Below are 11773 nucleotides of genomic sequence, written 5' to 3'. Positions count from 1 at the left end.
TAGATGATAACTAAGATAGTCAACAAAAGTGGTCAGCTTTCCCATAAATTCGTACAATCGCCCCATTCTTACCGCGCCAAATCACAAATTTGCACCATTATGACTTCAATAAAAAACGCAGAACTTGGTTGGAACGAAGCTGGTACTCCGGTTTCAGACCAATTTGATGATGTTTACTTCTCTAACGTAAACGGTCTTGAAGAGACACGCTACGTTTTCTTAAAACAAAATCATCTCCCAGAAAGATGGCAGGAATTTGACCAAAGACGTTTTGTCATTGGTGAAACAGGATTTGGCACGGGATTAAACTTCTTAGCAGTATGCCAGTGGTTTAGTGAGTTTCGTCGTCAGCATCCGGACGCAACATTGAAAGAGCTGCATTTTATTAGCTTTGAAAAATACCCATTAAGCAAACCCGATTTAAAGAAGGCACATGAAGCTTGGCCTGAGCTAGCTGAGTACGCGGAAAAGTTACAAAAGCACTACCCTGCCGCTGTGCCGGAGTGTCATCGCATTGTTTTAGAAGACGGCGCAATCACACTCGACCTTTGGTTTGGTGACATTAAAGACTGCATGCCGCAAGTTCCATACAACGAACAAGGTTTGATTGATGCTTGGTTCTTAGATGGATTCGCGCCAAGCAAAAACCCAGAAATGTGGAACCAAGGCCTGTTCAACAACATGGCAAAGCTAGCCAAGCAAGATTGTACAGTTGCCACGTTTACCGCAGCAGGCTTTGTACGTCGTGGTTTGAACGAAGCTGGCTTTACAATGAAAAAGGTGAAAGGTTTCGGCACTAAGCGAGAAATGATCGCCGGCTCTATGGAGCAACGTGAAAAGCAGTCGAACCATCTCCCTTGGTTCAATCGCTCAGCATCTAGCAATCTTGATTCGATTGCCATCATTGGTGGTGGTATAGCTAGCGCGGCGTTAGCGAAAACGTTAGTTCGTCGTGGCCAAAACGTCACCCTTTACTGTAAAGACAAACAACCAGCCAAAGGAGCTTCAGGCAATCGACAAGGAGCCGTTTATCCACTGCTTAATGGCCCGCACACGGGTGTTTCACGAGTGTTTGCTCCTGCATTTTTGTTCGCACGTCAGTTTGTTGAACAAGCAGCACAAGAGATCGATTTTGATCATGACTGGTGTGGTGTGACTCAGTTGATGTGGGATGACAAATCCACAGACAAACTGGAGAAAATACTTGCGGGTAACTTCACACCAGAGCTCATTCACAAGCTGTCCGCCGAGGAGACTGCGAACACTATCGGGTTACCTATTGATATGGCATCTGTGCACTACCCAATGGGAGGGTGGCTGTGCCCTGCCGAGTTAACTCGTGGGTTAATTAAACAATTGGAGCAGACGTCGTTACTCTCAACGAAGTTTGAACACCATGTTGAGGCATTAGATTGGGATGAAAAGCGTCAGCTCTGGCTACTAACGGCGAGTGGTCAAACATTTGAGCACTCAACGGTTGTAATTGCGAACGGCCATGAGTTCCAGACATTGAGTCAAACCGCTTCCCTACCAATGGGACAAGTGAAAGGACAAGTCAGTCATGCGCCAGCAACCGAAACGCTGAGTCAGCTGAAAACGGTGTTGTGTTACGACGGTTACATGACACCTGTTAACCCAAGTAATCAACACTTGTGTATCGGTGCAAGCTACGACCGCAGTCACCTTGACTACGAATTTGATGAAAACGCCCAAAAAGATAATGCGGAAAAGCTAGTGAAATGTGTACCGAATCAAACATGGGCAAAAGAGGTAGATATCACTGGTAATCAATCTCGCCAAGGTATTCGTTGTGTTAGCCGAGATCACTTACCATTTGTCGGAAATGTGGGTGACTTTGAGACGATCAAAACGCAATACGCCAACTTACAAAATCAAAAAGAAGAAGAGGTAGAAACCATTCATCAGTACCCTAACCTATTCTGCTTCTTAGGTTTAGGATCTCGTGGACTGAGCTCTGCACCATTATTAGCTGAAGTGTTGGCCTCCCAGATCTGTGGGGACCCGCTGCCATTACCTGTTGATGTATTGACCGAACTTCACCCAAGTCGAATGTGGGTTCGTAAACTAAGAAAAGGCAAAGCCATTACCGAGCTGTAAGAGTATTCTCTCGTTTTAATTCCCGACACAGACACGTGTCGGGAATCGCTAACTCATTAAGTCGCTCGTACTGAGATTACTTCAGCAGTGCAACTGCCTGTTTCACTTGCTCTGCCACTTCTGGGTTTACAACCTTACCCGATTCCACGTCAAAATTTTCGTAGAAGCTCGGCACAGATAACGATGCCTTTACATCCGCGCCAAAAAATTGAGCAGAACCTGTCGCCGCCGCAAGAACACTTTGTGCACCACCGGGACCAGGGGAAGTTGCTAAATAAACGACAGGTTTGTTTTGAAATACATTACGCTCAATACGCGTCGCCCAATCGAACAAGTTTTTATAGGCCGCTGGGTACGAACCGTTATGCTCTGCGAAGGAAACAACGAGAGCGTCAGCCTCCGCCAAGTCACGTAAAAACGCGACAGCCCCTTCAGCTTGACCTATTTCTTTCTCTTTGTCCTCGCTAAACATTGGCGCTTGATAATCGTTTAAGTCTAGAACATTCACTTGAGCGCCTTCGACTTGATTTGCTGCGTATGTAGCAAGTAGTTTGTTGATTGAGGTAGAGCTGGTAGATGCACCAAATGCGACAATTTTCATGGTTGTAATCCTTTGTTCACGTTTTATGCTGATCAGAATAAAAGTTGAACAGTTTCGCTACAACCACAAAAATTTTATGGAGAGGTTCGAATTTTTCGAAGTAGTAAATGACTAGGATTAAATGAAGGGAGAACGCTGCTTAGGGATTAAGCCTGAGCCTGGAGCTCTTGCCACAAATCACTGACAATTACGCGATCGGCCGGGCTTAACTCGGTACGCGCATTTTCTAAGCTGCTCTCAATGCGTGACTTCAGCTCAGTAATATCGCTAATCCCTTCTTCTTCACAAGACGCCGCGGATAAAGAGATGTGACCACGTAAATAACCACCAGCAAACAATTCATCGTCAGATGCTGTTTCAATTCGAGCATCAATCAGTTCCAGTAGTTTTTCTTCAAATTCAATAATCATGGTGTATCTCTGAGGTTATTAGTGGTTATTTAACGCAAAAGTCCGACGCTTCCAGTGGCTTAGTTTGATAAAATGCGCGCAGGGCATCAGAAAGCATTTTCACTCGCAAAGGCAAGCCAACGTCCAAAATACCTAGCACTTCTTTATGCACTTTTTTCATAAAGCCGAGCCTATCTGGTTCAAAATCGCCGTGTAGATTGTCACAACTCACCGTAAAAGGGAAGCCAGCGCTTTGTGCCAGAATCCATTCATAAGCTTGAGGTCGCACTTCAACTTTCTCAAACTCCGCTTGAACTTCTGCTGTTCGCCCATCAGGTTCATACCAATAACCAAAATCTTCCAGCAAACGACGCTCTGGACCAGCCACACACCAATGCGAGATCTCGTGTAAAGCAGAGGCGTAAAAACCCCGAGCAAAAATAATCCGATGATGAGGGTGTTCATCATCAGCAGGAAGATAAATAGGCTCATCACCACCTAACTCTAATTTCGTATTAAATTGTTCTAAAAAGGTGTCATTAAAAATGGTGATTAAGTCTTGGTATTCGTGGGTCATCGTCGAGTTTGTACTTCAGTTTGACATGCGCTGCATATTGTCGCTGTTTTTAGCTATGAGGTAAAGGCACCCCCACATTTTTGGTTATTAGTTGAATTTATCTGAAGGTCGCTTTCTCCATACAATTTCTCATTCGTCAGCGTACTTATTTACCACTACACTCTCGCCTTATTTTGATGCCTTTCAAACCGCTATTTTTAAGCCGTTTGACTACAAGCATGTTGCTGGTTTTAATCACTTTTTAAGAGAGATAGAACCGTTTGTAAGTGTTGTTACTTCGCCTACGCTGATTCTCGTAGAACGTAGTGACTTTTTACGTTGAGTGTTTCCCTATGTTGCTAAGTGTGTTGTATATCATTGGTATCACGGCTGAAGCCATGACAGGTGCGTTAAGTGCTGGTAGAAGAAAGATGGACTGGTTTGGTGTTATGTTGGTGGCCAGCGCAACGGCCATTGGTGGTGGCACCGTACGTGACATTCTATTAGGCCACTACCCTCTTGGTTGGGTAAAAAACCCAGAGTTCCTTGCAATTACGTGTGTTGCAGGTGTGCTAACAACAGGTTTAGCGAAATGGGTGATTAAGCTGAAAGGTCTGTTCATTCGCCTCGATGCACTAGGTTTAATCGTGTTTAGTATCATCGGAACAAAAATTGCGATGGGCATGGGCTTGCACCCTGGTATTTGTATGGTTTCAGCGTTAGTAACTGGTGTATTCGGTGGGCTACTTCGTGACTTAATCTGTCGCCAAACACCATTGGTACTGCATGAAGAGCTTTACGCTTCTGTCGCTCTTATCGCATCAGGAATGTACTTAGCGCTATTAGAATTTAATGTTCCCGATGTCACTGCCACGATCATTACACTGGTTACTGGTTACATGCTGCGTATGGCTGCAGTGCGCTTTAAGTGGCGTCTGCCTTCTTTCCATTTGGAAACCGAAGGCTCGATTCATTAAGCAAAAACTACTTAAACAAAAAAGGTTGCCTGATAAAATTGTGCCACCCGCGATTCAGTGAGTGGCATAATTTTATATTCAGTCATCCTGAACAGCGACGAAGGAGCATGATTCAGGATCTATTATCCGAGCACTCTGTTGTCAGAGATGTTTCTTTCTCTTTTCATCGTGCTGAAATTAGATTCCTAGTCTCGCTATAGCTCGCTGGAATGACACAAAGCTCTTAAATCTTTGGAGTCTCGGTTTGTACGCCATGGTTTTGACCACGGTGGCGTAGTAAATGATCCATCACCACAATTGCCAGCATCGCTTCTGCGATAGGCACAGCACGAATACCCACACATGGGTCATGACGACCTTTGGTGATCAACTGAGTTGGTTCACCTTCTTTTGTGATGGTCTCACCCGGCACAGTGATACTTGATGTTGGCTTAAGCGCAATGTTAGCGACAATGTCTTGACCAGTCGAGATACCGCCAAGAATGCCACCCGCATGATTACTACCAAAACCTTCAGGAGCAAGCGTATCACGGTGCTGACTGCCTTTTTGGTTTACCACGTCGAAACCGTCTCCGATTTCTACGCCTTTCACCGCGTTTATGCTCATTAGTGCGTGCGCGATGTCTGCATCCAAACGGTCAAATACGGGTTCCCCGAGACCAACAGGCACGTTAGTTGCCACAACCTGGATTTTTGCGCCAATAGAGTCGCCTTCTTTTTTCAGGTCACGGATAAGTTGGTCAAATGCTTCTACTTTGTCAGCATCAGGGCAGAAGAATGCATTGTTCTCGATTTCGCTCCAATCTACCTTGTCGATAGATACATCACCCATTTGTGACAAGTAAGCACGAATCTCAACACCAAACTCATCTTTTAAGTATTTCTTCGCGATTGCACCAGCAGCTACACGCATTGCGGTTTCACGAGCTGAAGAACGGCCGCCACCGCGATAGTCGCGGATGCCATATTTTTGGTGGTAAGTGTAATCAGCATGACCCGGTCTGAACTTATCTTTGATGTCAGAGTAGTCTTTTGAGCGCTGATCGGTGTTTTCAATTAGCAAACCGATCGATGTGCCCGTGGTTTTGCCTTCAAAAACGCCAGAAAGAATTTTAACTTCATCCGGTTCACGACGTTGTGTGGTGTAACGTGATGTGCCTGGACGACGGCGGTCGAGATCGATTTGTAGATCTGCTTCTGTAATTTCCAACCCCGGAGGACATCCGTCTACGATACATCCCAGTGCGATACCGTGACTTTCCCCGAATGTCGTCACTCGGAAATGTTGTCCGATACTGTTTCCTGCCATTACTTCCTCAAGTTTTTATCGCCACGCTCTCTCAAAACAGAGCATAGCTGCTTTCCAATTCTTCGTGGATTCATAGTGGCTTTATTACGTTTTGATGTAAAGAGTTAATATCGGCGAGGTATGCATAAAAAACACCGAGCATAAAGCTCGGTGTTTTGATGTTTAGTGCAAGACTCTATTAGTCTTTGTACAGTTTAAACTCTTCTGCACACTCAACCAGCTGGTCACGCGTTAGCATAAACACGCCATGACCGCCGTTCTCGAACTCAATCCAAGTAAATGGAATCTCTGGGTACTGTTCCATCATATGAATCATTGAGTTTCCGACTTCACAAATAAGAATGCCGTTATCTGTTAGATAATCTGGCGCGTTAGCAAGAATACGACGCACTAGTTTTAGACCATCTGTACCCGCAGCTAGCCCAAGCTCAGGCTCATGCGTGAACTCATCTGGCAGGCTGTTCATGTCTTCTTCATCCACATATGGTGGGTTGGACACGATTAGATTGTATTTCTCTTTTGGAAGATCACGGAACAAATCAGAGCGAATTGGGAACACTTGCTGCTCCATGCCGTGATCTTGTACGTTTTGCTCAGCCACTTGTAGAGCATCTGTAGAGATGTCGATAGCATCCACTTCTGCTTCAGGGAAAGCGTGCGCACAAGCAATCGCGATACAACCAGAACCCGTACATAGGTCCATGATGCGCGTAGGCTCTTCCACCAACCAAGGTTGGAATTCCGCTTGAATCAATTCGCCGATAGGAGAACGTGGCACAAGTACACGCTCATCAACGAAGAACTCAAGACCGCAGAACCATGCTTTGTTTGTTAGGTATGCTGTTGGCGTACGCTCGTTGATGCGTTTTACTACGCGCTCAACAATACGCAGACGCTCGCTTGTCGTTAGGCGAGAGTTCAATACGTGCGGAGGCACATCAATCGGCAAGTATAAGGTTGGCAGGATAAGCTGAACTGCTTCATCCCACGCATTATCAGTACCATGACCGTAAAACAGGTTCGCTGCATTAAAGCGGCTTACCGTCCAACGAATCATATCTTGAAGGGTATGCAGTTCCGATACCGCTTCTTCTACAAAAATCTTATCCAAAATTGCCTCCGAAAAGCGCTACAATACTGCCAATAAAGTTTATTAATGAAATTGTTTACCTAATGAGCAAAAAAGACACCGAGAACGATGACGATTTCGCCTTGTTTCAGGAAGCAGTACAGGGCGTAAAAAAGTTGCGACAGGATACCATAATCCAGCAACCAAAAAAAAATACTAAGCAAAAAGAAATCAAGCGCTCCAACCGTGAAGCGAGTGACTCTGAATTTTACTTTTCAGACGAGTTTGTCCCTCTATTAAACGATGAAGGTCCAACTCGTTATGCACGTGACGACGTCTCCACTTATGAAGTCAAACGTCTACGTCGTGGCGTGTATGTACCGGACGTGTTCCTCGATATGCACGGCATGACACAGCAAGAAGCAAAACGCGAGCTTGGTGCGATGATAGCCTATTGCATCAAAAACGAGATTCATTGTGCGTGTGTGCAACATGGTATTGGGAAACACATCCTGAAACAGAAAGCCCCACTTTGGTTAGCACAGCATCCTGACGTTATGGCTTTTCACCAAGCGCCACTAGAATTTGGTGGTGATGGTGCGTTGTTAGTGTTGCTTTCAATTCCTGAAAAGTAACAAGCTTGCTGTATACACGACGAAACGAAAAGGCAGGGATCTCCTGCCTTTCTTATTCTGTCTCTAATTTGCAAACGCTTATTTTGGTTTAGACACTTATGGCGTAATATGCCAAAGCACTTCACCATTTTGTGTTTGTAAATCATATTCAATGCACACTAGCCCTGATGTAGGAAACATCGGTGGTGTCATGTCTTTTACAAACTCTGAAGTCAGATAACCGACCAAAGGCAAATGCGATACGAACAAAAGCGAGTCCAATTGTTCGACTTCGATTAATGCACTTGCGAAATCGAAGACATGCTCGGACTGGCCATAAGGTGTAATATCTTCACAAGTTTCAATGCTTTTTGCAGAGAAATACGCACTGATCTCTTGCCAAGTTTGTTGAGCTCTAATGTACGGACTCACCAACACTTTATCGAATTGCGCAAAACCCTGTTCTTTACAGGCTCTCGCAACCGCTTCTGATTCGACTCTGCCTCTTGGGGTCAATTGTCGTGCTGCGTCTGAATCTGCAAAATGCTCGGCTTCACCGTGACGCATGATGAATATTTTCATGTTATTTCCTAGGGATAGCTAACGCTACCAAAAGGTTGACTGCTATCTTTATTAGATAGACGGGGCTAACTTTAACAATGACGAAACAAAAATACTGATATAATTATCTGTTCATTATACCAATTCGCTTGTTAAAGATAGCGACTTTCTTAACAATCTATTAAAAGAATGTACTCAGTTCATCACACTATTTAACTGTGCAATGAGTTCAGAGCATTCACTCAAACAGTTCTTCCCCATACGCAAACGCGATGGGCCTGTGCAGAAGTCTACGAATAACAAAAATACGGCAAGCAGTATTTGTCGAAACGCAAACTTTGCGCCCCCCGCGAGGGGAGCCTAAATTACTGTAATGCGAAATCTGGAGACGCATCGTGCATCTAAGTCCTAACGATTCAAATCAATACCGCTACATTACCTTGAGCAATGAACTGCGTGTACTGCTGATTCATTCCGATACAGCTCAACAGTCGGCAGCTGCTCTGGCAGTGAACGTTGGACACTTCGACGACCCAAACGATCGCCAAGGTCTGGCACACTATTTAGAACACATGCTTTTTTTGGGTACGGAAAAATACCCTAAAGTGGGCGAGTTTCAAAGCTATATTAGCCAACACGGTGGAACAAACAACGCTTGGACTGGTACAGAGCACACTTGTTTCTTTTTCAATATTGCTCCAAATGCCTTTGAAAGTGCCTTAGCTCGATTTAGCCAATTCTTTACCGCACCTTTGTTTAACGAAGAAGCATTAGACAAAGAGCGACAGGCTGTCGACTCCGAATACAAGCTCAAACTTAATGATGATTCTCGTCGCCTGTATCAAGTTAACAAAGAAGTCATCAATCCAGAGCACCCGTTTTCAAAATTCTCTGTCGGAAACTTAGATACTCTTGGCGACCGAGATGGTAAATCCATCCGCGACGAAATTGTAGAGTTTCACCACTCTCAGTATTCCGCCGATTTGATGACACTGACTCTATTTGGGCCACAGTCGCTCGATGAACAGCAAGCTTGGGTAGAAACCATGTTTGCCGACATCCCAAATCACCGCCTTCGTGGAAAATCGATTGATGTACCGATAGGCACTGAGGAAAGCACGGGCATTTTGGTTCAAGTCGAGCCGCTCAAAGAGTTCCGTAAACTGATTCTCACATTCCCCATGCCGGGAATGGATGCGCATTATAGCGTGAAGCCACTCTCCTACTTTGCTCACCTGTTGGGTTATGAAGGAGAAGGCAGTTTGATGCTTCAACTCAAAGAAAAAGGCTGGATTACTTCTCTCTCAGCGGGCGGCGGCGCGAGTGGCAGTAACTACCGAGACTTTACCGTAAGCTGCACCCTGACGCCAAACGGCTTAGATCATGTTGATGATATCGTTCAAGCAGTTTTTCAATACCTCTCGATGATCAAACAAGACGGGTTAGATGAATGGCGCTATCTCGAAAAACAAGCGGTATTAGAATCGGCTTTTCGCTTCCAAGAGCCATCGCGCCCAATGGATCTCGTCAGCCATCTGGTGATCAACATGCAGCACTATCAACCGGAAGACACGGTTTATGGTGACTACAAAATGGCGGGCTACGATGAGGAGTTACAGCGTTCATTGCTGCGATACTTAACCATCGATAATGTACGCGTCACTTTGATTGCTAAAGGCCTGGAATACAACCGTACTGCCGAATGGTACTTTACCCCCTACTCCGTCACGCCTTTTAGTGAAGACCAACGTCGTTTCTATCAACAAATCGATCCAAGCTGGCAATTCGTCTTACCGAAAAAGAACCCTTATATTTGCTACGACCTCGACCCCATGCCACTCGAAAATGGTGACTCGCTGCCAGAGTTGATTGAGGATCTCGAAGGGTTTCGGCTGTGGCATTTGCAAGATGACGAATTTCGTGTGCCTAAAGGTGTCGTTTATGTCGCTATCGACAGCTCTCATGCCGTTGCATCACCAAAGAACATCGTCAAAACGCGCTTATGTGTAGAGATGTTCCTCGATTCGCTAGCAAAAGAAACCTATCAAGCAGAAATCGCAGGGATGGGTTACAACATGTATGCTCACCAAGGTGGCGTGACCTTAACCCTCTCAGGGTTCAGTCAAAAGCTGCCTCAGTTGCTAGAAATGATTCTGCACCGTTTTGCTTCTCGAGATTTCAGCCCTGCTCGCTTTGAAACCATCAAACAACAATTGTTACGAAACTGGAGAAATGCTTCACAAGATCGCCCTATTTCGCAGCTGTTTAACGCACTTACTGGGTTACTTCAACCCAATAACCCGCCTTTCGCAACCTTAGTCGAAGCGCTAGAAGAAATCGAAGTCGATGAACTCTCGGTATTCGTAGAATCCATTCTTGCAGAACTGCACGTTGAAATGTTTGTTTACGGAGACTGGCAACGCCAGCAAGCCCATGACATGGCTACGACCTTGAAGGATGCTCTAAGAGTTAACGAGCAACGTTATGAAGAGGCACTTCGTCCGCTCATTATGCTAGGTAAAAATGGCAGTTTTCAACGTGAGGTGCATTGTAATCAGCAAGATTCAGCAGTCGTTATTTACCACCAATGCGAGGATATTGAGCCTCGCAGTATCGCGCTATACTCATTGGCCAATCACCTTATGTCGGCAACGTTTTTCCACGAAATCCGTACCAAGCAGCAATTAGGTTACATGGTAGGCACTGGCAATATGCCGCTAAATCGTCACCCTGGTATTGTACTGTATGTGCAGTCACCTAATGCAGCACCTGCCGAGCTGGTTACCTCAATCGATGAGTTTTTAAATGCCTTTTATATGGTGCTGTTAGAGTTAAACGATTACCAATGGCACAGCAGTAAGCGCGGCTTGTGGAACCAAATAGCAACGCCGGACACCACACTTCGAGGACGGGCTCAACGTCTTTGGGTTGCGATAGGAAATAAGGACACTGAGTTTAACCAACGTGACAAGGTACTGGCGGAGTTGAAGAAGCTGACGCGCGCAGACATGATTCGCTTCGTTGTGAACGAATTGAAACCTCGTACTGCAAATCGTTTGATCATGCACTCTCAAGGTCAAGCGCATTCGGAGGCTCCGCGCATCCATCTAGGACAAGAAATAGGATCGATTGAAGAGTTCCAACTTCGGCCAAAAGATTGCGGCTTGGGGTGATCTAGTTGCGCAGAAATAAAATTGTCGATTACTAGAATGAACCTACAAACCCATGAGGTTGTCGGTCTCATAGATTGAATCGGCACCATAATTGGCAGAAAATTGAAATTGCGCCATTGCGGCTTATGCTCTAATTACCAAACTAAAAATAACTTAATGAGGTAATCATGAAAAAAGCACTTTTACTTGTGGCTCTTATACTGCCATTGGCATCTGCTCACGCTGAAATCTCAGTCAAAGGCGATGGTTTCGAACTAAGTGACGACTGTGTGCGCCTTAGTGGAGACAATGTATCTATCAACTCAGATGATTGCTCTTCAAAGCAGTGGAATGATAAAGACAAGAAGAAGTAACCATTTCTTCTTTATGAAAAAGGCTTGCCACTGGCAAGCCTTTTTCTCTACCG

At 45.1% G+C, this 11773-nt stretch carries 10 protein-coding genes and 1 pseudogene; 5 read left to right on the top strand and 6 right to left on the bottom strand.

Features of this window, described 5'->3' with window-relative positions:
• Positions 1–99: 99 nt before the first annotated feature.
• A complete protein-coding gene (mnmC, locus tag R7Z10_RS18175; RefSeq protein WP_318105500.1) occupies positions 100–2118 on the top strand; it encodes a bifunctional tRNA (5-methylaminomethyl-2-thiouridine)(34)-methyltransferase MnmD/FAD-dependent 5-carboxymethylaminomethyl-2-thiouridine(34) oxidoreductase MnmC in 2019 nt (672 codons plus the stop codon).
• A 76-nt stretch (positions 2119–2194) separates the two neighbouring features.
• Here mnmC and R7Z10_RS18170 read toward each other — a convergent pair whose 3' ends face one another.
• From R7Z10_RS18170 to R7Z10_RS18160, 3 genes are all read right to left on the bottom strand, one after another.
• Positions 2195–2719, bottom strand: a complete 525-nt coding sequence (locus R7Z10_RS18170) for an NADPH-dependent FMN reductase (protein WP_005380552.1) — start codon at positions 2717–2719, stop codon at positions 2195–2197.
• A 146-nt stretch (positions 2720–2865) separates the two neighbouring features.
• Positions 2866–3129: a YfcL family protein gene (locus R7Z10_RS18165; protein WP_017635933.1), complete on the bottom strand. Its 264-nt coding sequence runs from the start codon at positions 3127–3129 to the stop codon at positions 2866–2868.
• A 25-nt stretch (positions 3130–3154) separates the two neighbouring features.
• Positions 3155–3685 carry an elongation factor P hydroxylase gene (locus R7Z10_RS18160; RefSeq protein ID WP_005380546.1) on the bottom strand — a complete coding sequence of 177 codons (531 nt, stop codon included), beginning with the start codon at positions 3683–3685 and terminating at the stop codon, positions 3155–3157.
• Positions 3686–4017: 332 nt separating this feature from the next.
• Here R7Z10_RS18160 and R7Z10_RS18155 point away from each other — a divergent pair, with 332 nt between their 5' ends.
• Positions 4018–4641 (top strand): trimeric intracellular cation channel family protein, encoded by a 624-nt coding sequence (locus R7Z10_RS18155; protein ID WP_005380544.1) that lies wholly within the window; start codon positions 4018–4020, stop codon positions 4639–4641.
• Positions 4642–4864: 223 nt separating this feature from the next.
• Here R7Z10_RS18155 and aroC read toward each other — a convergent pair whose 3' ends face one another.
• Positions 4865–5950 carry a chorismate synthase gene (gene aroC, locus R7Z10_RS18150; protein ID WP_064368696.1) on the bottom strand — a complete coding sequence of 362 codons (1086 nt, stop codon included), beginning with the start codon at positions 5948–5950 and terminating at the stop codon, positions 4865–4867.
• A gap of 178 nt (positions 5951–6128) precedes the next feature.
• Positions 6129–7061: a 50S ribosomal protein L3 N(5)-glutamine methyltransferase gene (prmB, locus tag R7Z10_RS18145; protein WP_005380541.1), complete on the bottom strand. Its 933-nt coding sequence runs from the start codon at positions 7059–7061 to the stop codon at positions 6129–6131.
• A gap of 62 nt (positions 7062–7123) precedes the next feature.
• Here prmB and smrB point away from each other — a divergent pair, with 62 nt between their 5' ends.
• A complete protein-coding gene (gene smrB / locus R7Z10_RS18140) occupies positions 7124–7654 on the top strand; it encodes an endonuclease SmrB (protein ID WP_005380539.1) in 531 nt (176 codons plus the stop codon).
• A gap of 96 nt (positions 7655–7750) precedes the next feature.
• Here the strand turns inward: smrB and sixA are convergent, their stop codons facing one another.
• Positions 7751–8215 carry a phosphohistidine phosphatase SixA gene (sixA, locus tag R7Z10_RS18135; RefSeq protein WP_005380537.1) on the bottom strand — a complete coding sequence of 155 codons (465 nt, stop codon included), beginning with the start codon at positions 8213–8215 and terminating at the stop codon, positions 7751–7753.
• Between the two features lie 374 nt (positions 8216–8589).
• Here sixA and R7Z10_RS18130 point away from each other — a divergent pair, with 374 nt between their 5' ends.
• Entirely contained in the window at positions 8590–11367 is a 2778-nt protein-coding gene (locus R7Z10_RS18130) for an insulinase family protein (protein WP_206954212.1), read from the top strand.
• Positions 11368–11534: 167 nt separating this feature from the next.
• A pseudogene (locus R7Z10_RS18125) lies at positions 11535–11714 on the top strand (CG2 omega domain protein); the annotation flags it as partial.
• Positions 11715–11773: the final 59 nt, after the last annotated feature.

Source organism: Vibrio sp. Vb1018, assembly GCF_033338775.1.
Taxonomy (GTDB): domain Bacteria; phylum Pseudomonadota; class Gammaproteobacteria; order Enterobacterales; family Vibrionaceae; genus Vibrio; species Vibrio alginolyticus.
This window is presented reverse-complemented; position numbering and strand designations above follow the sequence as displayed.

Excerpts from the sequence above, each read along its gene's own strand:
- mnmC (WP_318105500.1), top strand. The coding sequence starts at position 100 with ATGACTTCAATAAAAAACGCAGAACTTGGTTGGAACGAAGCTGGTACT.
- R7Z10_RS18170 (WP_005380552.1), bottom strand. The coding sequence starts at position 2,719 with ATGAAAATTGTCGCATTTGGTGCATCTACCAGCTCTACCTCAATCAAC.
- R7Z10_RS18165 (WP_017635933.1), bottom strand. The coding sequence starts at position 3,129 with ATGATTATTGAATTTGAAGAAAAACTACTGGAACTGATTGATGCTCGA.
- R7Z10_RS18160 (WP_005380546.1), bottom strand. The coding sequence starts at position 3,685 with ATGACCCACGAATACCAAGACTTAATCACCATTTTTAATGACACCTTT.
- R7Z10_RS18155 (WP_005380544.1), top strand. The coding sequence starts at position 4,018 with ATGTTGCTAAGTGTGTTGTATATCATTGGTATCACGGCTGAAGCCATG.
- aroC (WP_064368696.1), bottom strand. The coding sequence starts at position 5,950 with ATGGCAGGAAACAGTATCGGACAACATTTCCGAGTGACGACATTCGGG.
- smrB (WP_005380539.1), top strand. The coding sequence starts at position 7,124 with ATGAGCAAAAAAGACACCGAGAACGATGACGATTTCGCCTTGTTTCAG.
- sixA (WP_005380537.1), bottom strand. The coding sequence starts at position 8,215 with ATGAAAATATTCATCATGCGTCACGGTGAAGCCGAGCATTTTGCAGAT.